Origin of the sequence: Thermosulfurimonas dismutans (assembly GCF_001652585.1) — a bacterium.
Classification (GTDB): Bacteria; Desulfobacterota; Thermodesulfobacteria; order Thermodesulfobacteriales; family Thermodesulfobacteriaceae; genus Thermosulfurimonas; species Thermosulfurimonas dismutans.
Genome location: NZ_LWLG01000016.1, coordinates 20,516 through 47,423, shown reverse-complemented (window position 1 = coordinate 47,423; position 26,908 = coordinate 20,516). Strand labels below are relative to the sequence as shown.

Here is a 26,908-nt window from a genome sequence, read left to right as displayed (position 1 = left end):
TTAAAATACTTATGAAATCTATGCCCTCGTGTTCATAGAAGCGAGCGTCTTCTGCAGACACGAAGGCCTGAATGAGATAAGGTGGCATTTTCTTTAGAGGCACAGGAAAACGACGTTCGAGATACCAATAGGCAATAGGAGTTCCGTTTCTATCATAAACCGTAGTTACCGCCGGAGGACGGTAGTGCTTGAGGCTTGAAATATCAGGAAGTTCAAGGCGCAGATAAAAATAGACTCCGGAAAAGATGATCACTAAAGCCGCAAAGGCTGAAAGAAGAAAAAGTATAGAGATATGATAATAGGTAAGCCTCATCTTTCAGGACGGGCCTTAAGGGTCCGCAGGCGATTGAGAGCCGCCGCGACCTCAAAACGTCTCACAAAGGCTAAATCTCCTCGCGCCTCCTCCGAAAGTCCCAGGAGCCCTCGGCTCTTTATCTCGTCCTCCACTTCCAGGACAGCCTCGTATAGAAGTTTACCCGCATAAAGCTTTTCTCTCACCTTGAGCAGAGCAAGCCCAAGAGTTCTTACCTGATCTGGACAGACCAGTTGTTCTATCGCTGAAAGATCGATCTTCTCCCGGTTAAGACTCAGAGCCTCAAGCCCTAAGACTTTGAGCTTGATACCTTTTAACGGAAGGTTATCAGATAGTACTCGCCTGGCAGGAATTCTTTCAAAGGGCCCCGGGCGCTCCGGACGTCGGCGAGAGGGCAAAGCCTTTACGATCTCCCGGGCCCGCGAGGTGACCTCTAGCGGCCGGAAGTGATCCATGGCAATGACGGTGTCCGCCACTTCAAGATAATCGCCGCTTCCCCCCATGACAAGCACGGTAGAAACCCCGAAGAGTTCATAAAGTTCTCGTACACGGTCAAGGAAAGGGGTTATGGGTTCCTTTTCCTTGGCAATCAAAGCTTGCATGCGGGCGTCCCGGATCATAAAGTTGGTGGCCGAGGTGTCCTCGTCAAGGAGAAGCACCCTGGCCCCCACCTCTAGGGCTTCCATGATGTTGGCCGCCTGGCTGGTTGATCCCGAAGCGCAGGGGGTCTCGAAGTTTGTAGTGGATCTTCCGAATGGAAGATGGTTTATAAAGGGAGAAATATCTACGCCAGAGACCGATCGGCCGTCCTCAGCACGGATCTTTACGGTCTCGTACCGACTTACCACCAGCTCTCGGCCATCGCCGGGGCGGTGGTTATAAATCCCGAGTTCAAGGGCCCGAAGGAGGGTAGATTTTCCGTGAAACCCGCCGCCAACAATAAGGGTTATCCCTTCCGGAATGCCTAGGCCGCGCACCCTTCCCCGGTTGGGAAGTTCGATCTCCACGGCGAGCTCGGGAGGGGGCTCAAAGGGTACAGCCTCTTTGGCTGGACGAGGATCAACTCCGGAGGCCCGTGGAAGGATGGCCCCCTCGGCTACGAAGGCCACGAGCTTGAGTCTCGCCAATTGATTTCGCAGGAAATCGGCGTCTTCGTAAGTTTCTACAAAACTCCACAGTTCGTTCTGGTCCAAATGACGATAAAAGAGGGCTTCGGAGACGAGCCGAGGTAGCTGTTTGCCTAGCATATCCCAGGCTTCACTGGCCAACACCCTCCTCCCGGCGGCTGGCAACCCCACAAAGAATCTGGCCTCCACATTGCCTTCCTCGTCCACAGAGACCGCCGTGCGAGGCATAAGTTCTTGCCCCGGCCCGTGAACCACAATGAGACCGCTTTTTCCGGAACCGCGTCGTTCAGCAAATCGACGGGCAAATCGTTGCAAGCGATCGGCAAGATAGTTTTCAAGGCCCAAACGCCGACTGGTATTGGCATAACTTGAGGGCGGAAGTTTTGCTTCCGAAGCCGGCACTTTCACCCTTACCCGGCTCGGAGGAGCAAAGGGATCGGCCTGCACCCTATCAATAAAAAGGGTAAAACCCGGGAAACGATAAGTCCCCTTGAGTTCCTTATAGGCCCCATAACCTCTACCGTCTATGCGAAAAAGGAGGGCCTTCAGGCGATCCATGGCTGCTTGATACCTCCGTTAGTCTTTGTTTTAATACCATAAAGAAGGTGATTTAACATGCCTTGCGAAAGAAGTTTGCCCTTTTATGAGGCTATTTTAAACCTTTTTCCGGGAATGATCTCGGTTATATCCCAAGATTTCCGAGTTCTTTATGCCAACGAACCTTTAAAGCAACGCTGCGGAGAAGACCCGGTAGGAAAAATGTGTTACCAGGTCTTTCATGGCCTAGAGAAAGTATGCCCTTGGTGCAAAAAAGAAGAGGTCTTAAGGGATAAAAAGACCATTGTCTGGGAAGTAAAAAGCCCCAAGGACCAATGTTGGTATGAAGTAAGGAGCATTCCTTTCAAAGTTGGGGAAGAATGGATCTACCTTTCGGTAATCATAAACATCACCGAAAAAAAGAGACTTGAACACAAATTAGAAAAACAAGTTCGATTTTTTCAAGAAATCTTGGAGAGAAATCCCGCCCTTATCATATTCAATCAGGAAGGCAAGCTTACATTTGTAAATCGCGCTTTCGAAGAGATTACTGGCATTCCGCGGGGAGAGGCTTTGGCCAAAAATATTTTTGAACTCTTCGTGCCGGAAGAAGACCAAAACCTCTGGCGTAAGCATTGTGAAGAGGTCCATTGCGGGATTTTCCAAAAGGGCGTCGAACTCCCGATAAGATCTCGTAAGGGCGATAAACGCTATCTCCTTTGGAATTGCATGCGAGTAGACGATCCCGAAGGCAAGCCTACCATTGTAGGTTTGGCTATAGATATAACGAACCAAAAACAGTTTTTCGAGCAGTATCTTCAGGCCCAAAAAATGGAAAGTCTTGGGCGGTTTACCGGAGTTATTCTCCACGAATTGAACAACCTTTTCATGGCCCTTCAAGGCTACCTTGGCGTGGCCAAACTTAAGCTCACTGACCCCGAAAAAGTAAAAGATTATCTCGAAAAGATGGAAGGGCTCATCGAACGCTGGCGTAACATGAGCCAGGATCTCCTCTCTTTTGCCCGCAAGTCTCCGGGCACACCCCAGACCATTGATCTGGCCCAATTTCTCCATAGCCATAAAGAAACCTTCTCTCGACTATTAGGATCCAATATCCAACTCGAAATTGAGGCCCCCCAAAAGGGGCTTTTTACCGAGATAAATCCCCTCCATATTCAGCAGATACTTTTCAACTTGATCTCCAATTCCAGAGAGGCCATGTCCGAAGGGGGCAAAGTAAGCATTAAACTGGAAGAGGTTATCCTTTCAGAAGGAACGGCCCAAATACTAGGCCTTCTAGCCGGCCCCTATCTCCTTCTTACCTTCGAAGACAACGGTCCGGGTATATCCAAAGAGGTCCTGCCCCATATCTTCGAGCCCTATTTCACCACTAAGGATTCCGGCACCGGCCTTGGCTTGGCCACGGTCTATTCTTTGGTCAAACAATACAAAGGCCATATTGCCGCCTATTCTACCCTCGGTAAAGGCACGACCTTTCGAATCTATCTTCCCCAAAAACCTTCCAAACCAGAAACGGCCCTGCCCCCCTCTTTTCTCAACATTTTGGTGGTAGAAGAAGAGGTAGTCCTCCTCGAGACCATTAAAGAAATGATGCAGCACCTGGGTTATCGTCCTTATCTTGCGGCCGGATTTCAGGAAGCCAGGGAACTTATTACCCATGGTCTCAAACCCGAAGTCCTCCTCATTGACATCCAAATGAAAAGTGGAAATACCGTTAACTTCATTCGGGAACTTCGAAACAAATTTCCGGATCTCAAGCTCATTGTAGTTTCAGGTTATGGCGAGGACTTTGTGCGCCAAAATCTACCTGAGGAAAGGTACTATCATCTCTCCAAACCTTTCTCTCTGGAAGAACTCGCCAAGACCTTGAAAGAGGTCCTCACCGTTGAATAGAGAACTCATCGAGGAATTTCTGCGCTATCTTTCAAACGAAAAGAACTTCTCCCCTCACACCTTGCGGGCCTACCGGAGAGATCTGGAAGACTTCCTCAAGTTTTTGGGAAACAAACCTATTACCGAAGTCGAGCTTTCGGATCTCCGGGCTTTTATAGTAACTCTCCGAAAAACGGTCTCTCCTCGGACAGTAGCCCGCAAGCTCTCGGCCATCAAAAGTCTCTACCGATATCTCATGAAACACAAAGGCCCTGTGGACACCCGTCTCCTGGCCCTGGCCAGTCCCAAGTTATCCAAGGAACTTCCCCGAGTACTTACGGTGGATGAGGCCGTGGGTTTGATAGAGAGTCCACTCGAAGACCATTTTATTTCTCTGCGTGATCGAGTAGCCCTAGAACTCCTGTATGGAGCGGGTCTTAGGGCCTCTGAGCTCTGCGGTTTAAGGCTTCCGGACATCAATCTCCAAGTTCGACTCCTCAGGGTTCGGGGCAAGGGCCGGAAGGAGCGCCTAGTCCCCTTGGGACGCAAAGCGAAAGAGGCTATTTCTAAGTATCTTCCCGAAAGAGAAAAGTTCCTTCAGCGTCTTGGCCGAAGCTCGGATTATCTCTTACTGAACCGATTCGGCGGGCCTCTTTCCACCCGTAGCCTCCAGCGCATCGTCCAGAAGTATGCCCTAAAGGTCGGCCTTTCCGGTGTCCATCCCCATGTCCTTAGGCATTCCTTTGCGACTCATCTGCTTGAGTCCGGGGCGGATCTCCGAAGTATCCAGGAAATGTTAGGCCACAGCCGACTGGCCACCACCGAACGTTACACCCATCTCGATTTCGGACACTTGGCCCGGGTTTACGACACTGCCCATCCTCGGGCCCTTGCTAAAAAACCTGAATGTGATAAGGATTAGAGCCATATGTTCAAAGGCACCACGGTTCTGGCGGTAAGAAGGGATAATCAAGTAGTCCTTGGAGCTGATGGCCAAGTAACCCTGGGCGAAACGGTCATCAAACACAAGGCCCGTAAGGTTCGTAAACTTTACAAGGGGCAGGTACTAGCCGGTTTCGCAGGCTCAACCGCAGACGCCTTAACCCTTTTCGAACGTCTAGAGAAAAAGCTGGAGCTTTATAGCGGTCATCTGGTAAGGGCCGCGGTAGAGCTGGCCAAAGACTGGCGCACGGACAAGCTCCTGCGCCGGCTTGAGGCCCTTCTCATCGCCTGCGACCGGAAAACTACCCTCCTCATCTCTGGTTCTGGAGATGTGATCGAGCCAGATGAGGCGGTCATGGCCATCGGTTCCGGGGGGCCGATGGCTCTGGCGGCGGCCCGGGCCCTTATACGCCACACCGATCTTCCCGCCCGCAAGATAGCGGAAGAGGCCCTTAAAATCGCCGGAGAGATCTGTGTCTATACCAATCAAAACTTAACCATCGAGGAACTATGAAGCCGCTTACACCTCGAGAGATCGTAGCCGAACTAGATAAATACATCGTAGGCCAGGAAGCCGCCAAAAAAGCGGTGGCCATTGCCCTTCGAAACCGCTGGCGCAGACAACAGGTGCCCCCACCCCTTCGGGACGAGATCTATCCCAAAAACATTATCATGATGGGGCCTACCGGGGTGGGTAAAACCGAGATAGCCAGGCGCCTGGCCCGGCTCTCGGGGTCGCCCTTCCTAAAGGTGGAAGCCACCAAATTTACGGAGGTGGGTTACGTAGGTCGAGATGTGGAATCTATGATCCGGGACCTCACCCACATAGCGGTCCAGATGGTCAAAGCCGAGGAACAGGAACGGGTCAAGGAACGTGCCCGGAAGCTTGCCGAGGACCGGGTGCTGGATTTCCTTCTTCCTCCTACCCCTCATCGTCCCGGGGGCGACACCGAGACCCGGGAAAAATTTCGCCAGATGCTTCGGGATGGAAAACTCGATGACCGGTATGTAGAGCTGGATATTGAGGACCGACCCTCCATGCCCATGGTGGAGGTCTTTGCGGCCTCAGGGCTCGAGGAAATCGAACAGCAACTCCGGGACATGATGTCCTCTCTCTTTCCCCGCAAACAGAAAAGACGGCGGGTCAAAGTTAAAGAGGCCCTCGAAATCCTCACCAAGACCGAGGCCGAAAAACTCATTGATATGGAAAAGGTCACCCGGGAGGCCATTCGCCGCACGGAAACCAGTGGCATCATTTTCATCGACGAGATTGACAAGATCGCAAGCCGCGGCGAGGGTCACGGACCAGATGTATCCCGGGAAGGCGTTCAGCGGGACCTCCTTCCCATCGTGGAAGGCACCACGGTGAACACCCGTTACGGTATGGTCCGTACAGACCACATCCTCTTTATCGCTAGCGGGGCCTTTCACGTGGCCAAGCCCTCGGATCTCATACCGGAGCTTCAGGGGCGCTTCCCCATCCGGGTGGAACTCGATCCCCTGACCCAGAAGGACTTTGTACGCATCCTCACCGAACCTGAAAACGCGCTGGTGAAACAGTATCAGGCCCTTTTGGCCACCGAAGGGGTAGAGCTGGAATTCACCTCGGATGGCATTGAGGAAATCGCACGCATAGCCTTTGAGGTCAATGAGCGCACGGAAAACATCGGGGCCCGCAGGCTCTACACCGTGATGGAAAAGCTCCTGGAAGAGATCTCCTTTTCGGCCCCGGATATCGCCCCCACCAAAGTGGTTATAAACGGGGATTACGTGCGAGAGAGGCTCTCGGATATCGCTTCGGACCTCGATCTTTCGCGGTTTATCCTTTAAAGCTCTATTTCAAAGCCATCGTAAGCCGCAATGACCGGGATACCAGTCTCTTTCGTGAGTTTCTGGGCCACCTGTTTGGGATTGGCCCGGATCATGGTCATCCCGAAATGGGTAAGCACGGCCCTTTCGGGTCTCAAGATCTCAACCATCTCCTTTACATTGGCCACCGAAAGGTGCTGGACTTGGGGTGAGGGATGGGGCTTGAAGCGCACCACATTGAAGATTAAGAGGTCACAGCCCTGATAGCTCTCAAGAAGCCCCTTGAAATAAAGGGTGTCCACCACGAAGCCCACCCGCTTCCCCGAAACTTCCATCACGATACCGTAGGTCTCAACCGGATGGTGGTGCCGTACAGAGGTCCGAAACGCAATTTCTCCCAGCCTAAATTCCTTTTGAGCTCCAAGAATCTCGATTCTTTGGAGATAAGGCCTGAGATAAGGGAGAAGTACGGCGTTTTCTCCATAAAGCCCTTCTCTGGGGATAAAGACCGTCCCTCGTTTCTTAAGCCCGCCTTCTGTTATGGCATCCACCAAGATGTTGAGATCCGCGGAGTGGTCGAGATGGACATGGGTGACAATAATCCCGGAAAGCTTTTCCACCCGCAACTTTTCCCTGGCCATGTAGACCAGGGTCCCGGGGCCAGGGTCGAGCACGAGGCGGGTGCCCTCGGCCTCGATGTAGACCCCACCCGAAGCCCGAAGCTGCCGGGCCACCACGTAGCGGGCGCCTGCGGTGCCAAGGAATTTAATGATAGCCACCAGCCAACCTCCCGAACCGATCTCTTCAAAAAGTTAAGGTCGCTGATTCAGGGTTTCAAAGAAGATTCGGTTTAGCTTGACCGCCGCAGAAAAGGCGTTTAGCCCCGGCCGAGCAAACTCGTGTTCATCCACCCGGATAACCCTGCTCTCAAGACCCTTGAAATAGGGACGTTTTTTAGGAGACACAGGGTTTCGATTCATGGGTCCTACCTGGTAGAGATAAAAATCTGGGTTAAGGGCCAGCACCGCCTCCGGAGAGAGCAACACGTGTTTTTTTTCTGCAGTCACCAGGTTACGTCCGCCTGCCACCCGTATAATGTCGTTCACGATGCTACGGCGTCCGGCCACTTTGAGGGGCAATGAACTTACCTCATAGATTACGTTCGGCCGCCGAGGGAGGGGTTTGAGGGCCGCAAGCTCGGCCTTGAGCTCGACAACTAGGTTTCGGGCGGCCTCCTCCCGCCCGAGGACCCTTCCCAAGGCCTCTATGGCTTCGAGAATCTCCTTAAGTGTCCTCGGATCGTATCGAAAGATCGCGGCCTTAAGTCTTTCAGCCGCCGAATCGGGAAAGGCCTTTTTGGAACCTACAATCACGAGATCCGGTGAAAGGGCCCGGATGAGTTCCAGGTTGGGCCTTAAGTGAGATCCCACCTTTGTTGCCCGAGGAAACACCTGATCCGTACGCGTAACCCCCACTACTTCATCCTCGGGAACCCCGAGGGCCTTAACAATGGGACTAGCAGCCGCATAGAGGATCACTATCCGCCTAGCCCAAACTGAATGGACAAGGACCAGAACGAAACCCAGTGCTAGCAAGAATCCGGTTAAGACTCGATGTGTGCTCATTTAGACCCCTGTTGAGACTAAAATTTCGTCCCCCTTCCGGAAAAAGTCTACCCTGACCTCCAGGACTTCCGAAAGGAGGGCGGGATCAAGCTGCGAACGTTTAGCCTGATGCAATAGTAGTCCTTCCTTGAAAAGCAAGAAGTAATCGAAGTATCTAGCCGCAAGCGAAAGATCGTGAAGCACCACCAGCGCAAGGGCCTGGTCTCCACGGACATATTCTCTCAGAAACTTCAAGATGGCGTGCTGGTGCCGGAGGTCCACACCATTGAAGGGTTCATCAAGGAAAAGTATCTGCGCCTGTCGATTTAAAGCCCGGGCTAAAAGTACCCGCTGTCTTTCTCCTCCTGAAAGTTCGTTAAATGTCCGATGTCTCAGGTCCCAGAGATCCATAACACGGAGTATCTTTTCGGTCTCAAGATGGTCTTTCTCGGAGTAACGATTTCCACCCACCAGAGGATAACGGCCGGTTAGCACCACGTAAAAAACCTCAAAGGGCAGCCCTACCCTTCCAGCCTGGGGGAGATAGGAAAGAAAACGATATCTCTCGGACTCGGAATAGGCCTCAAAGTCTTTACCTAAGAAAAGGTATCGACCTTTATAAGGCCTCAAACCTGCCAAAGCCGAAAGAAAGGTAGACTTTCCGCTACCGTTGGGCCCAAGGATGGCTACCAGATTTCCCGGACAAAGAGCCAGTTCTGGAACTTTGAGATCGAAGGACGCCAGTCGAACCTCAAAATTCTGAAGTTCAATCCATTTCATAAAGTTGCCTCTTGCGATGGATCAACAGATAGAGGAAAAAGAGCCCCCCTAGGGAAGAGGTGAGCACGCCCACCGGAAGTTCCTCCCCTCCGGGCAGAATGCTCCTGGCAGCTAGATCGGCGAGTAGCATAAAAGTAGAGCCGAAAAGGAGGCTTAGGGCAATAAGGTGTTCGGCCCTATAGAAGCCACAGAGCCTAAGGATGTGCGGTACGATCAGCCCTACGAAACCTATAATCCCAGAAAAAGCCACGCTTACAGAGGTAAGAAGGGCCCCCAGAAAAAGGAGTTCCCGCCGCAAACGGTCAATGGAAAGACCACTTGAGACCGCGGTGGCATCGTCAAAGGCCGCAAGGTCCAAAGCCAACCGACGTTTCCAAAGAAAGATCAACGTTCCTCCAATCACTAGGACCAGCAAACCCACCCGTCCGTAAGATGCATTTTGGAATCCCCCCATGAGCCAGAAAACGATGGAGGCCACAGAATCCTCGTGGAGGAACTTGAGAAGACTTATAGCCGCGGAGGCAAAGGTGCTTACTACTATTCCGGCAAGCAACATAGTTACCGGAAGGAGCCTTCCCCGAAAAGAGGCCACTCGAAAGACCGTAAACAACCCCACCATGGCCCCACAAAGCCCGGAAGGAAGTACTAGGGCCTCGGCACCAAGGACCAGGGCGGCTACTGCCCCCAGGGCGGAAGAGGCCGCGGCCCCGGTGGTAAAGGCGTCTGCCAGGGGGTTTTGCATCACATACTGAAAAAGAAGCCCCGAGAGAGAAAGGGCTGCTCCTACCAAAGCCGCAAGCGCCACTCGAGGAATACGCACCTGAAAAAGAATGTTCTTCTCTATCTTATCAAGATGAGCAAAATCTATAGCCACCGCCCCATACCTGATGGCCAGAACCAGAGACAGAAAAAAAACCACCACGAGAGTACCTACGATCAGAGTTTCCCGACGCATAATCCCAAGTTGTCCCTGAAAGGCATACGCATTAAACTTGCTTCCATGCAAACTCGATTCTTTTTAGTGGTTGAGCCCAGTATAAAGGGATTTTTCCTTCCCCTAAAGGGCGCCTTCGAGGTCTTGACCCCCGAGGAATTTCCGGGAAGACTTTCCCGGGCTAAGGAAGAAGGTCTGCGACGCCTAATCGTCCATGCCCTGCCAAAGGACCTTTTGGCCATCCTCCGAAGGCTGGCTTCCCGCTTCCATGAGGTAGAATTCATCTGGGCGAACGAAGACGCCCCAAAAGTCACGGTCGAAACTCTGGCCCTCCTTTCCGAGGCCAACGAACCGCAAAAGATCGAGGAGACGAGCTTTGAGATCATCTCTTCTCTTGTAGATCTTGCCTCCTATCCCCCGGAGCTTCGGCCCATCATTCTGCGTTTGATCCATGCCACCGGAGACCTGACGTTTCCGCAAACCCTTCTCATACATCCTCAGGCGGTTGAAACTGGAATTGAGCTCATCCATTCAGGTTATGACATCTTAACCGATGTAGAGATGCTCAGAAGTGCTATCAATGAAAGACGGCTAACTCGTTGGGGCGGAAGGGTCCTCTGCGGGCTTTCAGAGATTTCTGAACCCCCTTCCGGTAAGACCCGCACTGAAGCCGCTATCGAAAAGGTCCTTTCCGAAAATCCCAAGGTAGGTATCGTAGCCATCGGTAACGCCCCCACGGCCCTTTTAGCCACCATTAGGCATCTAAGGGAGAATCCTCGAAAAATCCTGGTCATCGGTCTTCCGGTAGGTTTCGTTAAAGCCGCGGAGGCCAAACTCCTTCTAAGCTTGCAACCTTACCCATATTTCACCAACCTCGGCCCCCGCGGAGGTTCGGCGGCGGCCGCAGCGGTGATAAACGCCCTCCTTCGCCTGAGCGATGGCCAGACGTCGGCTTAGAACGGGTTACACCACCGGCACCTGTGCCGCGGCGGCAGCCAAAGCCGCTACTCTTCTCATCATGGGAAAAGAAGTCCGGGAGGTGGAGGTTACCCTTCCCGACGAAAGCCGCCACCGGCTTCCGATCCATCGGCTTGAGATTGAAGGAGATTCCGCCACCGCCTCGGTCATCAAAGACGCTGGAGACGACCCGGACATCACCAACAGGGCCGAGATCGTGGCTACGGTAAGAATCCTTTCCGAAAACGGAAACCGCATGGTTTTAAAGGGTGGCCCCGGGGTTGGAGTAGTCACCAAACCCGGACTTCCGGTGCCTGTAGGCGAGCCGGCCATCAATCCCGTACCCCGAAAGATGATTCAACAAGCTGTAAAGGAGGCCCTATCCGGGAAACCTTTAAGTCTTGAAATCACCATTTCCGTACCCCATGGAGAGGAGTTGGCCAAGAAGACCTTGAACCCCAGGTTGGGTATCCTGGGAGGAATATCCATACTTGGGACTACCGGAATCGTAAAACCCCTTTCCTCCGAGGCTTGGTTGGCCACCATCGAGGCCTCCCTGAGGGTGGCCCGGGCAGTAGGCCTGTCGGAAGCCGTACTCTCCTTCGGCCGAACCTCGGAGCTCGCCCACATGAAACGCTACGGTTTCCCGGAAGAGGCCTATGTGCTCATGGGAGACTTCCTGGAGTTTACCCTCAAGGCCGCTCAAAGGGAAAAGTTCCAGAGGGTTCATTTAGTGGGCCAGTGGGCCAAACTCCTGAAATGTGCCCTGGCCTATAGGAATCCTCCTCGGATCTCTGAAACCTATGGTTTCACCACCCATGTGAGACACGGGGCCGTGAGGCCCGAAGAGGCCCTACCCCTTCTCCTTGAGGCCGGTTTCCCTAGAGAATTGGCCCACAAGCAACCCTTCAATACCGCCCGAGAGATCTTCGAAGTCCTCCTCGAGCTTCCGGAAAAGATCCGCGTCTCCGTATTTCAGCAGGTGCTTACCCTGGCCCGGCTTTTTGCCGAAAGGCTTGCTCCGGGCCTTACGGTGAAGGTCTATCTAGTAGACTATCGGCGGGAGGTCATCTTTGAGCTTTGAGATTTATCTCATAGGTCTATCCGAAGAAGGTCTTTTATCCGGCGCCCTCAAGGCCCTTGAGCGGGCCGAAACCATCTTGCTTTCGGAAAGGATCCTCAGTTTGGCAGAAGCCGTACTTCCGTCTTCCCTACACCCTAGACTTAAAACCTATCGAAAGCTCGGTGAGGCCCTATCTCAGCTCGAAGCGGCCGAAGAACAGGGGCAATCGGTGGCCTTCCTCGCCAGCGGGGATCCCCTCTTTTTCGGGATCGGAAAACGCCTGGTTGAAAGATTCGGCCCTGAACGGGTCCAGATCTTTCCGGCCTTGAGTTTTCCCCAACTGGCCTTCGCCCGTCTGAAAATCCCCTGGGAAGACTTTTTCTTTGTAAGCCTTCATGGCGCCGGAGCCACTACACGGGCTTTCGATCTTCATGATCTCCCCGGACTTCTACGACTCTATGGCCGCCTCTGCGTCTTCACCGACCCGCAAAATAATCCCCGGAAAATAGTCTCTTTCTTAAAGGAACGGGTTCCATCCGAAGACTTGAGGATATTTGTGTGCGAAAAGTTAGGTTATCCCGAAGAAAGAATCGTTGGCGGTCGCCTTTCTGAGATAGCCCAAGAGTCCTTTCGGGACCCTAACCTGGTGATCCTCACTTATGATGGCCCGGGGAGGGAAAGGGGCTTCGGGCTTGAGACCTCGGAGATCATCCATCCCCGGGGGCTTATCACCAAGGATGAAGTGCGGGCGGTAGTGGTACACAAACTCCGGCTTCCAGAACGAGGAATCTTCTGGGATATCGGAGCCGGAGCGGGAGGACTGGCCTGCGAAGTGGCCCGAGCCCTTCCCTTATTAAGAGTCTTTGCCATAGAAAGGCATCCCGAGAGGGTGGCTTATCTCCACGAAAATCGGAAACGCTTCGGGCTTCTCAATCTGGAGGTGATCTCCGGCGAGGCCCCAGAAGTCCTGGAGAAACTCCCGCAGCCGAACCAGGTCTTCATCGGAGGGTCAGGGGGAAAACTTCTCGAGATCTTAGAGGCAGTCTCAGAAAACCTTTCAAAGGGCCGCCTCGTTCTGACCCTAGCCACTATGGATCACCTCAGCCTGGCCTTAGAATTTCTAAAGTCCCGGAGGCTTTTCCGAGAATTACTTGAGATCCAAGTGGCTCGATCTAAGCCCCTGGGTGAACATATCCACCTGCGGGCCGAAAACCCCGTATTTGTGGTGGTAGGGGAAAAGGGGTAAAATCTTTGGCATGTCTAAGGTCTACTTCCTTGGGGCCGGGCCGGGTGATCCCGAACTCATCACCGTAAAGGGCTGGAAACTTCTGCAAAAGGCCCAAGTCATTATCTATGCCGGAAGCCTGATTAATCCGGAGCTCCTCTCTGGCCTTGAGGCAGAGCTTTACGACTCTCACGGCCGGGATCTCGAAGAGATCGTAGCTCTCATGGCCCAGGCCACCTCCAGAGGCCAGATTGTAATCCGACTTCATAGCGGAGATACGGCTTTTTACAGTGCCATCAACGAAGAGATTGCCAGACTAAGAGACCTTAACATTCCTTACGAGGTCATTCCGGGGGTGAGCTCGGCCTCCTTAGGGGCGGCTAGACTCGGTCTTGAGCTTACCGTCCCTGAAGTGGCTCAAACAGTGATATTCACCCGTTTGGGGGGTAAAACCCCCGGTCCGAGTCCCGAAGACCTGGCCTATTTCGCCAGAGAAGACGTCACCCTAGTTATCTTTTTAAGCGTACACCGGGCCCAAACCATTGAGGAAGCTTTACTCCAAAGGTTATCCCCGGAAACCCCGGTGGCCGTGGCCGAGAAACTGGGTTTCCCGGAAGAAAGGATCGTGCGGGGGCGGCTCGCAGATCTGGCCCGCTTAGTAGAGGAGGCCGGCATCCGCAAAACCGCTCTGATCTATGTAGGTAAGGCCTTAGAAGTACTCGAACACCCCCAGCGCACCCGTTCAAAACTTTATGACCGCAAGACTTAACAAGTCTAAACCCCTGTTTCTGTTTTATTTGAGTGATCGAGGCCGGGCCCTTTGTGAGAAGCTATCCGATTATTTTCCAGAAGCTAGCATAGAAAAACTTTCCAAAGAAAAGGTCGCCAAGTGCTGGCCCGAGGCTCGAGGCCTTATTTTCGTTATGGCCTGTGGCATCGTCGTGCGCACTATAGCCGAACTACTAAAGAGCAAGAAGGAAGACCCTGCAGTGGTGGTGCTGGATGAAGCCGGGAAATTCGCTATAAGTCTCCTTTCCGGACACCTCGGTGGAGCCAACGAGCTTGCCTGTGAGATCGCGGCCCTAATCGGGGCCCAGTCTGTGATTACCACCGCAAGCGATCTTTCAGGCCTTCCGGCCCTCGATCTCTGGGCCGAGGAAAACGACCTCATCCTTGAGCCCGAGGATCTGATACCGGAGGTTACCGCCTGCTATCTCAGGAACCGTAGTTTAAAAACCTTTACGGATTACCCGGTAAACCTTCCGGAGGTCTGGGAAAGGGTAGAACGTCCCGAGGAGGCTGACCTGGTGGTCTCCTACCGCAAACTTGAGGTTCCGAAGAAGGTGCTTTTCGCAAGGCCAAGGGTCCTTTTTCTGGGCCTGGGATTCAATCGCGGAACCCCTACCGAAAAAATCGAAGAGGCGGTCTCGAGGGTCTTCGAAAAACACGGCCTTTCCTTAAAGGCCATAAGGGGGGTGGGCACCCTGGACCATAAACTACATGAGCCGGGGTTTTCTGCCTGGCTTTCGAAACGCGACCTCAAGGCTCTGGGGTTTTCGGCCGAGGCCCTTAACCGGGCGGTGAAAGAATATGGCCTTGAAATCTCAGAGGCCGCCCGGGCCGCCACCGGGGCGCTTGCGGTGGCCGAACCCGCAGCCCTCCTCGGTGCCGGACCGGGGAGCAGGCTCATCGTTTCCAAGGAAAAAACCCCAGAGGTTACGGTGGCGGTGGCTGAGGCCCTTCGACGAAAAGGAAAGCTCTTCATCGTGGGCACCGGTCCGGGGGCCCTCGAGGAACTCACCCCTCTGGCCCGCAGGGCTATCCGCCTGGCCACCCACGTAGTGGGCTACCACCGATACCTAGCCCTCATCAAACCCCTCCTTTCCGGAAAGCAGGTTTACGGCACCGGGATGACCCAAGAGGTTGACCGGGTGAAAAAGGCCCTTGAGCTTGCCCAAGGGGGCTATTCCGTGGCCCTGGTAAGCGGAGGGGATTCCGGAATCTACGGCCTTGCCGGCCTGGTCTTCGAGCTCATGCGGGAGGAAGACCTTTTCGGAAGTTTTGAGGTCGAAGTTATCCCTGGGCTTTCGGCCTTGAACGCTTGTGCTGCCCGTCTGGGGGCCCCTCTCATGCACGACTTTGCGGTCATAAGCCTTTCGGACCGCCTGACTCCCTGGGAGACCATCGAAAAACGCCTTAGAGCCGCAGCCGAGGCCGATTTCGTGATCGTAATTTACAATCCCAAGAGTCGCTCCCGCAGGGAACACTTAGCCCGAGCCCGCGATATTCTTCTAGAATATCGCTCCGGCAAAACCCCGGTGGGGCTGGCTCGGGCTGTAAGCCGAGAAGAAGAGACTTTGACTCTAACCACCCTGGAAGATATGCTCCTTCATGAGATAGATATGCAGACCACGGTCTTCATCGGAAACTCTGAGACTTTCATTTTCCATAATTGGTTGGTGACTCCTCGAGGCTACCGGGGACGAAGGTTCTGATCTCGCCTGGCTGTTCGGCGAGATTTTTAATCATAGCGGAGAAATCGCGCTCCCCGAGGCCTCTACTCCTTGCCAGCTAAACAAGGATCTTGCCCGTATCCCTAAAACTATATCCAGGGACTTTATGCCAGTTAGCAGAAAAAAGGAAGGAAAGAAAATTTTTTACTTTCTCGGTTTCCCAAACCAGAGAAGAAAACACTAAATCGAAACGCTCCTCCACTAAAGGGATAAATTCTAGTCCGAAAAGATGCGCCATGTATTCTATACCTAAACCCGCGTCCGCCTCTCCCAAAAAAACCTTCAGAGCTACTTCAAAATGAGTGCTCACTTCCTGACGAAATCCGACCACTTCTTCTGAAGAAATGTTTTCTTGTTCTAGGATCAGATCCAACAAATGCCTTGTGCCAGAACCTTTGTTGCGGTTGATAAAACGGGCCCCCTTCGACACGGCATCTTTGAGATCCTTGATGCCAAGAGGATTCCCTTTGGCAAGGTAAAGGCCCTGCCTTCTATGCCATAAGGTTACCACTACGTAAGTCCCGGCCTGAAACCACTTTTTCAAAAAAGGCAAATTGTATTCTTGAGTTTCAGGATCCAACAAGTGACAGCAACATCCTTCCACTTTTGCTTCTTTAAGGGCCATTAGTCCCAAGCGACTCCCTATAGCCGCATAAAAAACCGTTCTTTGGAGAGGATCTTTGCGATTAAAAGAAGATAAGAACTTCAACAAAAGAGGATCGTCACTGCCTCCCAGTCTCAAATCCTTTTCCGTTTGAATCCTTTCTCGAAGCCAATGGTTTAGATGTTCTTTAGGAAAAAGCCACTTACCGGCAATCCTTACATGGGGCAAACCCGCTTCTTTGATAAGTTGATAAACTTTCTTTTCATTTACCCGCAATAGGCGCGCTACTTCTTTGGTGGTCAGAAGCTCTTCCATAAAAGATGGTGTATCCTCTCTCCCCCATGGTGTCAATGAGTTCAGGAAAAGATCTCAAACAGCCCAGATACTTACTTATAATAACTAGAATTGACAAAAAGTCTCTCTTTTGGTAGCAATACCCCAAAAAGGGTATCATAAAGAGGGAAACACACCATGAATACTAAAAAAGTCCTACTTTTATGCTTTTGGGCGTTGCTAGCCTTATTTCTTGCGGATCTTGGTCTAGCGGAGAAAAAGGTCCTGCGCATGGCCACCACTACCAGCACGGACAATACAGGCCTTTTGGATTATTTAGCTCCCATCTTTAAGAAAGATACAGGCATTGAACTTCAATGGATCGCTGTGGGTACGGGCAAAGCTTTGAAGCTGGGGCAAAACTGTGATGTGGACATACTTATGGTACATGCTCCCTCTGCTGAAAAGGCCTTTATTAAAGCGGGATATGGTATCAACAGGCGAGAAATAATGTATAACGACTTCATCATCGTCGGTCCGCCGGATGATCCTGCTGGTATTAAGGGTATGTCCGCCACCGAAGCGTTGAGGAAAATCGCTAACCAAAAAGCAATCTTTGTGAGTCGAGGAGACCATTCTGGTACCCACAAAAAAGAAGAGACTTTGTGGAAAACTGCAGGAATTGATCCTAATAAACTGGATAAAGAACCTTGGTACATACAGACCGGGCAGGGTATGCTGGCCACCCTTAACGTGGCCTCAGAAAAGAGAGGTTATACCCTTACCGACCGGGGAACCTTTATTAAATACGAAGCCACCCTGAAAGGGAAGCCCATCCTAGTGATCTTGGTGGAAGGAGACAAAATAATAAGAAATCAATATAGTGTTATAGAAATCAATCCCGAACACTGTCCCAACGTGAAAAACGACTTGGCACGGACCTTTTCGGATTGGATTACTTCTCCAAAGATTCAACAAGCCATAGCAAACTTCAGGCTCATGGGCAAACAACTTTTCATCCCTAACGCGAAAACTAAATAAGTATAAAAAAGTATTCAAGAGAAATAATCTATACTCATTTTTCTATCCTAAAAGATTATGGGATATATTACCGAAGGGATAATCAAGGCTTTCGAGTTGCTTATATCTAGGGACGCAGAAACCTATTCGGCTATTTTAACAACGCTCAAAGTTTCCACTTATGCCATGACAGCAAGTCTTGCGCTGGGAATACCTTTGGGATTCTTTTTGGGCTTTCTGGATTTTAGAGGCAAGAAGTTATTGCGAACCATCGTCAATACCCTTTTAGCCTTTCCTACGGTTTTGATTGGGCTTTTAGTTTATGCCCTTTTGAGCCAAAGAGGACCGCTAGGACAATATGGTCTTCTTTTCACCTTGCCTGGGGTGGCCATTGGACAGACTATTTTGGCCTTGCCTATCGTTATAGCCTTAACAGCTACGGCAGTTGAAAGCCTCGATCGGCAGTTGCGAATAACGCTTCTTGCCCTAGGGGCCAACCGTTACCAGCTCTTGTGTACCTGTATTTGGGAAGCCCGTTACGGTATCCTCACTGCGGCTGTTACCGCCTACGGCAGAGTACTTACTGAGGTAGGCATATCCTTGATGGTTGGAGGAAACATCAAATGGCATACCAGGACCATCACCACCGCCATAGCTCTTGAAACCTCTAAAGGCGAATTTGCCATGGGTATAGCCCTAGGGCTAGTCCTGTTGTTAATAGCTTTCGTTGTAAATTTTAGTCTAATGTATTTAAGGCAAAGATCGTGATTCCGCTTTACGAAATAAAAAATCTGATCCACAAATATGGAGAAAAAGTGGCCCTAAAAATAGACAATTTGACCATTTCAGATAGGGGGGTCACCGCTCTCCTAGGACCTAATGGAGCAGGGAAAAGCACCCTTTTAAGACTTCTTGCTCTAGTAGAAAAACCTACCCAAGGCCAAATTTATCTCCGGGGAGAACCTGTGGGCCCCTTTTGTAAGGCCTTCCGAAAAGTTACGCTTTTGCCTCAACAGCCTTATTTACTTAAACGCTCAGTCTTTGAAAATATCGCCTATGGGCTCAAAATAAGGGGGAAAAAGAAGAATCTACGCCAAAAGGTATGTGAAGTACTTTCCTGGGTGGGCTTAGATCCCGATCAATTCCTCCATCGGCCATGGTATGCCCTTTCGGGAGGGGAGGCCCAGCGTGTGGCCTTGGCCAGTCGTCTAGTGTTGCAACCTGAAGTACTCTTGTTAGATGAGCCGACAGCAAGTGTAGATGCCAAAAGCGCTCAGCTCATAAAAGAAGCGGTAACTAAGGCCGTATCCCTATGGGGTACTAGTCTTATTATCGCTACTCATGATTGGGCCTGGATTAATGAAATAGCTGATAGGACGCTTTACCTCATCAAAGGTCATGTGTTGCCGTCGGAGATGTCAAACCTCATCTTCGGGCCGTGGACAGTAAATGGTCGCTTTTGGGAAAAGAGATTTAGAGATGGTCAAAGACTTTTACTGGAACCGCCGCCTTCAAAAGATATGGATATCGCTCTTATTTCTTCCTCTTCGGTAGAGATCTTTGGTAATCCAAAGCCGGTTCATGACCAAAATCTGCTTTCTTTTTGGGTTACACGTCTAAACCTAAAAACAAAAAGTGGGCAGATCCTTGTAACTTTTAGTCTAGAGGACGTATCTTTCACTCTCGAATTTTCAAAAGAAAAATTTTCTTCTTATGGATTTGTGCCTGGCAAAAAGGTATGGCTATCCTTTCCTAAAAAAGCCTCTGCTTGGTTGTGACGGAGTTTGGCCAATAAGATTATTCCAAGCGTATCTTGATCTCTATTTCGCGGGCACCTTCCGTCATTTTGAGACGACTCACAAAGCCCTCAATGACTCCAGCTAGAGTTTCCCGAACGTATTTTTTGATGGGGATACGTCTGCCATTCACGAAAAGGACGGTCTTTACATCCCGCTTCAAGGGTAAAAGGATGTGTTCTTCGATAAAGCTTGCAATTTCAGAAATGGCCTCAAAGGGAAAACTCCGGCTTCCTGGCACTTCAAAATCTGAGACCACGGCCAACACACCGGAAATTTTTCCTTTAAAGAGGTTACGCGAAACGGAAGCCCTGGCTACCTCGATCTTGGGGATAGGCTCTATCTCGACAAAGCCTTCACCTAAGACGATATCATAGCCTTCAAACAGACGATAAATCAAATGTTCAAAGTCTTCGTGGTCAAGCTCTTGAACGAGTGAGATCTGGCCAAAATTCACCTCGGCCTGCCCCGGGAACGGGAGGGATGAGGTCTTCACTGGGCTAGATTTCTCCCTGATGAGCCCTACCTTATAGCCCCGCCCCTTGAGTTCCTGAGCCACGGCCTCCACCAAGGCCCGTTTCTCCACAAACCCCACGAAAGTAACTACGGGAATCAATCGGGCCTCCTTGGCGGTTAAGAACGCCCTTGCTTCAATTTCTCGTAATACTTGCTATGGAGGACGGAGACCTCTTCGGCGGATTTGTAGCCGGAAAGCATACTTTGGATGGCGCCTTTAACGGCAAAGAGAGACATGTAAAGATGGGTGAAAAAGAGGGCCACGATGGCAAGCCCTAGAAAATTGTGAATGAGGACAAAAAGACGCAAATCCTTCAAAGGGGCCTCGAAGAGATAAAGGTAAAATCCGGTATAGAGCATCACCCCCCCGCCCACGGAGGCCAGCCAGAACCACATCTTCTGTCCGGCGTTGAATTTTCCTGCCGGGATGGGTTGCTTCTTGCGGCTTAAGTATCCGCCAAACATCAGGAACCATTTCAGATCATAAGGGGCCGGAAGCATGTCCCTGAGCCACATAAGAAACATGGGGACAACCACGGCTCCAAAGCCAAAGGCCGAAAGTAGATGAATCTTGCGCGAAATCCGCACTAGAGAACCACCACCGAAAGTCTTGGCAAAGATGATGGTTAGCCCCGTAACGACGAGAAGCGTAAAGAAAAGCGCCGCCACCCAGTGAATCAATCGGGCCAAGGGCCCGTAGTAGAGGATCTTTTCACCTTGGTGCGAGAACCTCTTAGGTCCTATGATAAGGTAGTGCAGGAAGAAGAGGCCGGGCACCCCCACAAGCACTACCAGGAAATATAATTTCAACTTCGGCACCAGGGCGAGGAACTGCCTGCCGGAATTAGACCAGTCGCCCACGATGATCTCAGAGAACTGTCTGAAATAATCCGTAAAGGACTCCGGTCCGAAACCACGAAGGATATCCTGGGCCCAAACATAATGAACCCCTAAGCTTAGCAAAAAGAAAACCAAAAGGCCTTTTCCTAAAAGGCTTCCTCGCATACTCCACTCCATAATAGTTTTCCGGGGGCAGAGCCCCCGGAGTCTATTAAAAAATCTTTTCCTTTAGCCCGTTCCCTCGACGGGCCACGCGTTCAGCATAGATCTTGGAAATGACGTCAGCATCTCCGGCAAGCAAGGCCTTGGTAGCACACATGCCAGCACATAGGGGCACCTTACCCTCGGCAATTCGGTTCTGGCCATAAAGTCTCTTCTCTTTTTCGCTGAAGGTGGGAGCCGGACCACCCGCACAAAAGGTGCACTTGTCCATGACTCCACGCGCCCCGAAACTACTGTTCTTTGGAAACTGCGGGGCCCCGAAGGGACAGGCCATAAGACAATAACCGCAACCGATGCAGATATCTTTATTCACCAGGACGATGCCGTCGTCGCGCTGATAAATGGCCCCTGCCGGACAAACCGCCATGCACGGAGGATCGGAGCAATGCATACAAGAGATGGAGATGCTCCTCTCCCCTGGTTTACCCTCATTAATGATGATCACCCGCCGGCGGTTAATCCCCACCGGGATGTGATGTCCCTCTTTGCAGGCAACAACACAACCATGACAGGCTACGCAGCGCTCGGTATCACAAATAAATTTCATACGCGCCATATCGTCCTCCTATCACAAATTGTAGGGGGAGGGGGATCCCCCACCCCCTATTTTTAGACTTTTTAGGCCTTTCTTATCCGGCAAAGCCCCTCCTTAGTGGCCTGGATTTGAGTCTTGATGTCGTAGCCGTAATTTACGACGATGTTAGCCGGCTCACCGATAGCGTAGGGTACCAGGCCGTCTGGATAATTGGCGGCCATAGAACGCCCCATAAACATACCGCCGAAGCTGTAGGGGATAAAAATTGTCCGGTCATCTACCCTATCCGTGATCTTCACCTTAACCCTAATCCGGCCACCCTCAGGTGACTCCACCCAGATCATATCTCCCTCGCGGAGACCATAGTTGTTGGCCACCCGCGGGTTGATCTCCGCGTAGACCTCGGGCATGAGCTCTGCGAGATATTTGTTGCTTCGGGTCTCGTCACCACCGCCCATGTGTTCCACCACACGCCCGGTAATAAGGACGAGCGGAAATTCTTTGACGAGCTCCGGTTTCTGCTCGCTCTTAAAACGCGTGTAAACGCGGTAGTGATTAGGTTTGTCTGGATAAGTGGGATATTTCTTGATGAGATCAGGTCTAGGAGAATGGAGCGGTTCCCGGTGGACAGGTACAGGATCCGGGAAGTTCCAGCAATAGCACCGGGCCCGGGCGTTGCCAAAAGGCGCCATGCCGCGCTTAACGGCTTCCTTGATGACCCGAACATCTGTCTTCCAGCCCTTGAACTCCGGATACCCGCCCATGATCTCGCTTCCAGGGTTGGCCACCCCTTCAGCGGCCAGCAGATTCTCCTTGCGGCCGCTCGGATAGGTATACTCCGTGCCGAAGCGGGCCCGGAAGGGTAACCCTCCTTTGGCTACGGGTTTCGAGATGTCGTAAAGGATCGGGGTTCCGGGATGCTCCTCCGTCCAGCAGGGCCAGGGTAAACCGTAGTACTCCCCGTCGCAAGGGCCACCCTTGGCCTGGAGGGTATCAATGTCGAAGGTGTGCCAGTTGTCGGTATGTTTCTTGATGCGTTCGGGAAGCCAGCCCACAAGCCCGATGGTGAGTGTGCCGCGGGCAATCTCTCGGGTAACATCCTCGGGGATCTTCTTGATGTTCTTGAAGAACTTGTCGGCAAATCCGAAACGCTTCACGAACTCCTGGAGAATCTCGTAGTCGGTCTTGCTGTCATAGATCGGGTCCACCACCTTGTAGCGCCACTGGGCTTGGCGGCAGCTGCTGGTTACCGAACCCTCGGTCTCATACTGGCTGGTGCTCGGGAGGAGGTAAACGTTGTCCTTCTCGCACATGGCCGCCGTGGTGGTAGGGAAGGGATCGATGATCACCACGAGCTCAAGCTTGTCCAAGGCCTTCTTTAGCTTGTGGTACTGAGATTGCGAGGTGGAAGAACAACCCCAGAAGACTACGGCCTTAATCGGAGTGTATTGATAGATCTTATCTTCCTGGATGACGCCTTCGTACCAGCGGGCTAGCGTAAATCCCGGTTTCTCCATGTACTCCTTGCTGTGGAAACGGGACTTCATCCACTCGTAGTCTACGCCCCAAACCTCACACCAGTGACGCCAAGCCTTCTCCGAGAGCCCGTAGTAGCCGGGCAGCGAGTGCGAAAGCACGCACATATCCGTGGCACCCTGAACATTGTCGTGTCCTCGGAAGATATTCGTGCCACCTCCGGAAACACCCATATTCCCGAGCATGAGCTGCAGGATACAGGCCGCCCGGGTATTGGAACTTCCGATGTGATGCTGGGTGAGCCCCATGCACCAGACCACCGTGCCCGGACGGTGCGTGGCCATGAGTTTGGCGATGCGTACCACCTCTTTGGCCGGCACGCCGGTAATGTCTTCCACCACTTCGGGGGTATAGTGGGCCGCCACCTCTTTAAGCTCTTCAAAGCCTGCCACCCGGGTGCGAACGAATTCTTTGTCGTACCACTCGTTCTGAATGAGTTGGTTGATGAGCCCCATGAGAAAGGCCGTGTCTGTCCCGGGACGTATGCGCACGTAATCCGTAGCCTTGGCCGCAAGCTTGGTAAACCGCGGATCAACTACGATAATAGGCGCGTTGTTGACCTCCTTGGCATAAAGGATGTGCTGCATGGCTACCGGATGGGCTTCGGCAGCATTGGAACCAATAAAGAAAACCAATTTGGCATGACGAATATCGTTGAAGTGATTGGTCATTGCACCATAGCCCCATGTGTTGGCCACCCCGGCCACCGTGGTGGAGTGTCATATGCGGGCCTGGTGATCGATATTGTTGGTGCCCCAGAAGGCGGCAAGTTTTCTCTGAAGATAAGCCATTTCGGTCGAAACCTTGGCACTCCCGTTCCAGTGGACAGCATCAGGGCCATACTTTTCCCGGATCTCAAGGAGCTTGCTGCAGATCTCGTCTAGGGCCTGTTCCCAGGAAATCCTCTTCCACCGCCCGTTTTCACGTTTCATGGGAGAGCGCAGACGCTTCTCACTCCTTACCATGTCAATCGCCCCGGCGCCCTTGCAGCAGTGCCCACCACGGGAGACGGGATGATCCTGGGCGATCTCCTGCCGGACCCAGACCCCATTTTCTACCTCAGCGTAAATCCCGCACCCCACAGAGCAATAGGTGCAGATGGTGCGCACAATCTTGGACTGACTATAAGGAGACTTGGGTGTCTTGGCCTCGGCCCGCTTGGTAAGCCTACCACTTAGGGCAAGACCGGTAAGGGCCGTGGTCGCCGCCGCAATCTTCAAAAAGGAACGGCGAGCCATCTTGGGATTTAAGGTAATCTTGGTCCCGGAAGGGGAGGTCGTTTGAGGAACAATTTTCCTTGCCGCCATTTGCGTACCTCCTTTAATTTCTAAGAGATTCGTAATAGGCCCGGAAGGCCTCCGTCTCACGATAAAGGATCTCGTCCTGACTCTCAGGGGCAGCCTTTTGAGCCCTGGCCTTCTTAGAGCTTAAAGCCAGGGCCGTCCCCGCGGCCAAAAGCATACTCTTTATGATAGATCGTCTAGTCTCATCCACTTTTTTAGCCATCTCTTCCCTCCTTAACTACACATTTTAAACTTCCCCCTCGAGAAAGAAACGTTCCTCGAGGAGGATATAGGCCTTAAGGAAGGCCGCACACCGGCGATAAAACCCGGTCTCTTCTCTTTCCTCCAAGGCCTGACTTAACCCCTCTACACACGGTTTCAAAAAATTAGTCAAAAGCTTCTCTTGCGCCCTCGAAAGTTCCTTTCTTTCAACGTAGATAAGGGAAATCAAAAAGTCAAGGAGACAGACCAAAGAATCTTCTGGTTCCTTAAAATTTTCGTCTTTAACAAGCCCTATTTCCTTCAGGAAACTGCGTAACTTGGCCAGAGTCGGTCCGTAGTTTTTACCATCTATGTGATAAGAGGCTGTAAGCAAGACGGGCTTTTCATTGAAAGGGTCTACAAAAAGCCGGTAGTATTCCTCAGAAAGGGCTGAAAGGGGAGTCTGCGCAAGATATTCCCTGAGGTCCCTCACCGCCTGATCGAGAGGCGCGAAACCGGTCTGGCCGTCGAGGGCGGCAAGGGCCTTCTCCCAGGCCTGGCATTTTTCCTCTGAAGGTTCTCCAAGAAAGAAAGATTTCGCCAGATCAAGCATAAAAATACGGGCACGTTCAACCTCAGAAAGCGACACCTAGGCCTCCTTTTCGCTAAACATCTTAATCACCCGACAGGTCTCACAGTACGGAAGCAGGCCCTCGACCTCAGCCCATCTTCCCAAAGAATTGAGCGTGGTCCTAACCTTTTCAAAACTCTTTTTCGTACCGAAGATCTTGCCGCACATGAGACACTTAATCGGTTCGTCCTGGGCCAAGACCTTTTCCTGCAAAAATTCCGGGGAAAGCCGAAGCCCAGGCGCTTTCTTCAAGACCTCCTCCGGGCAGACGGAGACACAGGTTCCGCACTGGACGCAAAGGACAGGGGTGAAAACCAAGGCGTAGGATTCGGGATCGCCCCTCAGGGCCTCGGTATGGCACTCGTTTAAACAAGCGGCACATAGGGTACAGCGGCTTTCGTCACAGAGGATCTCTCCGAAGGTTTCACTTTTTATTTCGGGAAGGGAAGCCTCGGGAGCCTGGCTTTCAAGGAAAAAGGAAAGGAGGGCCGCGATGGCCCTCCGCCGAGAACGAAACTCAAACTTCTCAAAGGACTCTTTGAGGGGATTTTGGGCTTCCGGTTCTAAAGAGGCCCTAAGGACCTCTTCTGAGGTAAGAATCTCAAAAGGCTTAAAACCCCAGAGGAGAAAGATGATTTCGTTGGCAAGCTCAACCTCTTCGGAAAGGGCCCGGGCCTCTTCTGTTACCAGAATCACCCGGGAGACCCCTCGGGCCCAGAGAAAGAGCAGGTGCATACTCGTTAGAGCGCGTGGTTCTGGATACTCTAAGAAAAAGACATCAGGGAAGCGGGTACCGTTTTTGCGCCACCAGATGAGCTTTAAGGTCTCCTCCGGAGCGATGAGAACGGTGGTCCCTTTGGGGAGAGGAAGGTTTTGGAAATAGGCCACAAAACTTCGGTCGTCAAAGGGGGCGTACTGGAGGGCCCCGGTAGGACAGGCGGCCACACAGGAGCCGCAGCCTGCACAGCGGAAGTGATTTATCTTAAGCCCTCCATCGCTTTCCCTGATCGCCCCCTCCGGACAGGTCTCAAGGCATCGCTTACAGCCCGCCTTTAAGCGGGCGATGTGCTGGCATAGATCGGAAGAGAAACGTATGACCTCATCTACCTGATGGAGTCCTTGAAGAGCCAAAAGCTCCTCAAGCTTATCCCTGGTAAAAATGTTCTCTTTTTCTTCGGGGATAGGGATAGTAGGTTCTTCCAGAAAGAGGATATAGGGAGCCTCGACCTCTAGGCGCGTGTAGCGGTGGAAATCAATAGCCTCGGTGGGGCAAACCGCCACACATTCTCCGCACTGATCACAACGAGAAAGATCGACCTGAAGATCCGGAAGAAGAGCTTCTTTATTACATACCGGACCGCACCGACCACAAAAGAGACATTTTTCGGGGTCAATAGGAAGCCGGCGTAGGAAAGTCAAGCGAAAGCCCGAGGAGGTCTTCTCAAGGGAAAGATCTTCGGCCACCGGAAAGGAAAGACAGGGGGTACCGAGGACCACAGGAAAGAGATCAAGGATGCCTCCGTAGATCTCCACAAAATCTTGGAGGGTTTCCGGCTTTCGAGCAAGGACGATGATCTTTCCCCGGGTGTCTAAGGTGTAGCTCTTGAAATAGTTTTCTTCAAAGCGGGCTTTCTCAGCCAGCGCCAAGGCGTATAGAAAAGACTCCTCAAAAGTACCGAGATCGGCATTGACCCTAAGTGTGGGGGAGGCGAGCCAGGAGGCCTCCGGGGCCTGGTCTGAAAAAAGGCCCACCA

The 26,908-nt window shown here is 52.1% G+C and carries 26 protein-coding genes; 12 read left to right on the top strand and 14 right to left on the bottom strand.

All coding sequences use genetic code 11. The features are described 5' to 3' along the window. Together TDIS_RS09150 and TDIS_RS09145 are read right to left on the bottom strand one after the other, a co-directional pair. On the bottom strand, positions 1–313 hold a 313-nt coding region (locus TDIS_RS09150; RefSeq protein ID WP_208595695.1), incomplete at its 3' end, for a transglycosylase domain-containing protein. After that, complete coding sequence (locus TDIS_RS09145) at positions 310–1,998, bottom strand: ABC-ATPase domain-containing protein (protein ID WP_068671552.1); 1,689 nt, start codon at positions 1,996–1,998, stop codon at positions 310–312. The genes TDIS_RS09145 and TDIS_RS09150, both read right to left, overlap by 4 nt. Before the next feature lie 57 nt (positions 1,999–2,055). Between TDIS_RS09145 and TDIS_RS09140 the strand changes: the two genes are divergently transcribed. From TDIS_RS09140 to hslU, 4 genes are read left to right on the top strand one after another with little or no spacing between them, the layout of a single operon-like run. Then, complete coding sequence (locus tag TDIS_RS09140; protein ID WP_068671551.1) at positions 2,056–3,891, top strand: hybrid sensor histidine kinase/response regulator; 1,836 nt, start codon at positions 2,056–2,058, stop codon at positions 3,889–3,891. Next, a complete protein-coding gene (xerA, locus tag TDIS_RS09135; RefSeq protein WP_068671549.1) occupies positions 3,884–4,792 on the top strand; it encodes a site-specific tyrosine recombinase/integron integrase in 909 nt (302 codons plus the stop codon). Before TDIS_RS09140 ends, xerA begins: the two co-directional genes overlap by 8 nt. A gap of 6 nt (positions 4,793–4,798) precedes the next feature. Next, entirely contained in the window at positions 4,799–5,326 is a 528-nt protein-coding gene (gene hslV, locus TDIS_RS09130; protein ID WP_068671547.1) for an ATP-dependent protease subunit HslV, read from the top strand. Then, positions 5,323–6,642 carry an ATP-dependent protease ATPase subunit HslU gene (gene hslU / locus TDIS_RS09125; protein ID WP_068671545.1) on the top strand — a complete coding sequence of 440 codons (1,320 nt, stop codon included), beginning with the start codon at positions 5,323–5,325 and terminating at the stop codon, positions 6,640–6,642. Before hslV ends, hslU begins: the two co-directional genes overlap by 4 nt. Here the strand turns inward: hslU and TDIS_RS09120 are convergent. The 4 genes from TDIS_RS09120 to TDIS_RS09105 are packed head-to-tail and all read right to left on the bottom strand — an operon-like array spanning position 6,639 to position 10,011. Next, entirely contained in the window at positions 6,639–7,400 is a 762-nt protein-coding gene (locus tag TDIS_RS09120; RefSeq protein ID WP_068671543.1) for an MBL fold metallo-hydrolase, read from the bottom strand. The genes hslU and TDIS_RS09120 overlap by 4 nt on opposite strands. Before the next feature lie 33 nt (positions 7,401–7,433). Further along, positions 7,434–8,246: an ABC transporter substrate-binding protein gene (locus TDIS_RS09115; protein WP_068671541.1), complete on the bottom strand. Its 813-nt coding sequence runs from the start codon at positions 8,244–8,246 to the stop codon at positions 7,434–7,436. Beyond that, positions 8,247–9,005 carry an ABC transporter ATP-binding protein gene (locus tag TDIS_RS09110; RefSeq protein WP_068671539.1) on the bottom strand — a complete coding sequence of 253 codons (759 nt, stop codon included), beginning with the start codon at positions 9,003–9,005 and terminating at the stop codon, positions 8,247–8,249. Further along, positions 8,992–10,011, bottom strand: a complete 1,020-nt coding sequence (locus TDIS_RS09105) for a FecCD family ABC transporter permease (RefSeq protein WP_084271049.1) — start codon at positions 10,009–10,011, stop codon at positions 8,992–8,994. The genes TDIS_RS09110 and TDIS_RS09105 overlap by 14 nt, the downstream gene beginning before the upstream one ends. A gap of 72 nt (positions 10,012–10,083) precedes the next feature. On the opposite strand from TDIS_RS09105, the gene TDIS_RS10890 reads away from it, so the two are divergent. The 5 genes from TDIS_RS10890 to cobJ are packed head-to-tail and all read left to right on the top strand — an operon-like array spanning position 10,084 to position 15,679. Continuing rightward, the gene (locus tag TDIS_RS10890) at positions 10,084–10,896 is read left to right on the top strand and encodes a precorrin-8X methylmutase (RefSeq protein ID WP_161939514.1); all 813 of its coding nucleotides are present in this window, start codon (positions 10,084–10,086) and stop codon (positions 10,894–10,896) included. Then, on the top strand, positions 10,877–11,980 hold the full coding sequence (gene cbiD / locus TDIS_RS09095) for a cobalt-precorrin-5B (C(1))-methyltransferase CbiD (RefSeq protein WP_068671537.1): 1,104 nt from the start codon (positions 10,877–10,879) through the stop codon (positions 11,978–11,980). Before TDIS_RS10890 ends, cbiD begins: the two co-directional genes overlap by 20 nt. Beyond that, a complete protein-coding gene (gene cbiE, locus TDIS_RS09090) occupies positions 11,970–13,205 on the top strand; it encodes a precorrin-6y C5,15-methyltransferase (decarboxylating) subunit CbiE (RefSeq protein WP_084271048.1) in 1,236 nt (411 codons plus the stop codon). Before cbiD ends, cbiE begins: the two co-directional genes overlap by 11 nt. Before the next feature lie 10 nt (positions 13,206–13,215). Further along, on the top strand, positions 13,216–13,953 hold the full coding sequence (gene cobM / locus TDIS_RS09085) for a precorrin-4 C(11)-methyltransferase (RefSeq protein ID WP_068671535.1): 738 nt from the start codon (positions 13,216–13,218) through the stop codon (positions 13,951–13,953). After that, on the top strand, positions 13,937–15,679 hold the full coding sequence (gene cobJ / locus TDIS_RS09080; protein WP_068671533.1) for a precorrin-3B C(17)-methyltransferase: 1,743 nt from the start codon (positions 13,937–13,939) through the stop codon (positions 15,677–15,679). The genes cobM and cobJ overlap by 17 nt, the downstream gene beginning before the upstream one ends. 76 nt (positions 15,680–15,755) lie before the next feature. Here cobJ and TDIS_RS09075 read toward each other — a convergent pair whose 3' ends face one another. Continuing rightward, positions 15,756–16,616: a helix-turn-helix transcriptional regulator gene (locus TDIS_RS09075; protein ID WP_068671531.1), complete on the bottom strand. Its 861-nt coding sequence runs from the start codon at positions 16,614–16,616 to the stop codon at positions 15,756–15,758. 156 nt (positions 16,617–16,772) lie between these two features. Here TDIS_RS09075 and TDIS_RS09070 point away from each other — a divergent pair, with 156 nt between their 5' ends. From TDIS_RS09070 to TDIS_RS11475, 3 genes are read left to right on the top strand one after another with little or no spacing between them, the layout of a single operon-like run. Beyond that, complete coding sequence (locus tag TDIS_RS09070; RefSeq protein ID WP_068671529.1) at positions 16,773–17,615, top strand: ABC transporter substrate-binding protein; 843 nt, start codon at positions 16,773–16,775, stop codon at positions 17,613–17,615. A gap of 57 nt (positions 17,616–17,672) precedes the next feature. Continuing rightward, positions 17,673–18,362, top strand: a complete 690-nt coding sequence (locus tag TDIS_RS09065; RefSeq protein WP_068671527.1) for an ABC transporter permease — start codon at positions 17,673–17,675, stop codon at positions 18,360–18,362. Continuing rightward, positions 18,359–19,372 carry an energy-coupling factor ABC transporter ATP-binding protein gene (locus TDIS_RS11475; RefSeq protein WP_068671526.1) on the top strand — a complete coding sequence of 338 codons (1,014 nt, stop codon included), beginning with the start codon at positions 18,359–18,361 and terminating at the stop codon, positions 19,370–19,372. The genes TDIS_RS09065 and TDIS_RS11475 overlap by 4 nt, the downstream gene beginning before the upstream one ends. Before the next feature lie 19 nt (positions 19,373–19,391). Here the strand turns inward: TDIS_RS11475 and TDIS_RS09055 are convergent, their stop codons facing one another. The 7 genes from TDIS_RS09055 to TDIS_RS09020 all read right to left on the bottom strand — a co-directional run bounded on the left by TDIS_RS09055 (position 19,392) and on the right by TDIS_RS09020 (position 26,906). After that, positions 19,392–20,006 carry a molybdopterin-guanine dinucleotide biosynthesis protein B gene (locus TDIS_RS09055; RefSeq protein ID WP_068671524.1) on the bottom strand — a complete coding sequence of 205 codons (615 nt, stop codon included), beginning with the start codon at positions 20,004–20,006 and terminating at the stop codon, positions 19,392–19,394. Positions 20,007–20,023: 17 nt separating this feature from the next. Further along, entirely contained in the window at positions 20,024–20,911 is an 888-nt protein-coding gene (locus TDIS_RS09050) for a formate dehydrogenase subunit gamma (protein ID WP_068671522.1), read from the bottom strand. Positions 20,912–20,957: 46 nt separating this feature from the next. After that, positions 20,958–21,524: a formate dehydrogenase FDH3 subunit beta gene (fdh3B, locus tag TDIS_RS09045; protein ID WP_068671520.1), complete on the bottom strand. Its 567-nt coding sequence runs from the start codon at positions 21,522–21,524 to the stop codon at positions 20,958–20,960. A gap of 62 nt (positions 21,525–21,586) precedes the next feature. Continuing rightward, complete coding sequence (locus TDIS_RS09040; protein ID WP_084271047.1) at positions 21,587–24,346, bottom strand: molybdopterin-dependent oxidoreductase; 2,760 nt, start codon at positions 24,344–24,346, stop codon at positions 21,587–21,589. A gap of 13 nt (positions 24,347–24,359) precedes the next feature. After that, positions 24,360–24,545, bottom strand: a complete 186-nt coding sequence (locus tag TDIS_RS09030) for a hypothetical protein (RefSeq protein ID WP_068671514.1) — start codon at positions 24,543–24,545, stop codon at positions 24,360–24,362. 24 nt (positions 24,546–24,569) lie between these two features. Then, entirely contained in the window at positions 24,570–25,172 is a 603-nt protein-coding gene (locus tag TDIS_RS09025; RefSeq protein ID WP_068671512.1) for a TorD/DmsD family molecular chaperone, read from the bottom strand. Next, positions 25,173–26,906, bottom strand: coding sequence for a 4Fe-4S binding protein (locus TDIS_RS09020; protein WP_161939513.1), 1,734 nt, complete (start codon positions 26,904–26,906; stop codon positions 25,173–25,175). It abuts the gene before it with no gap. Positions 26,907–26,908 lie beyond the last annotated feature (2 nt).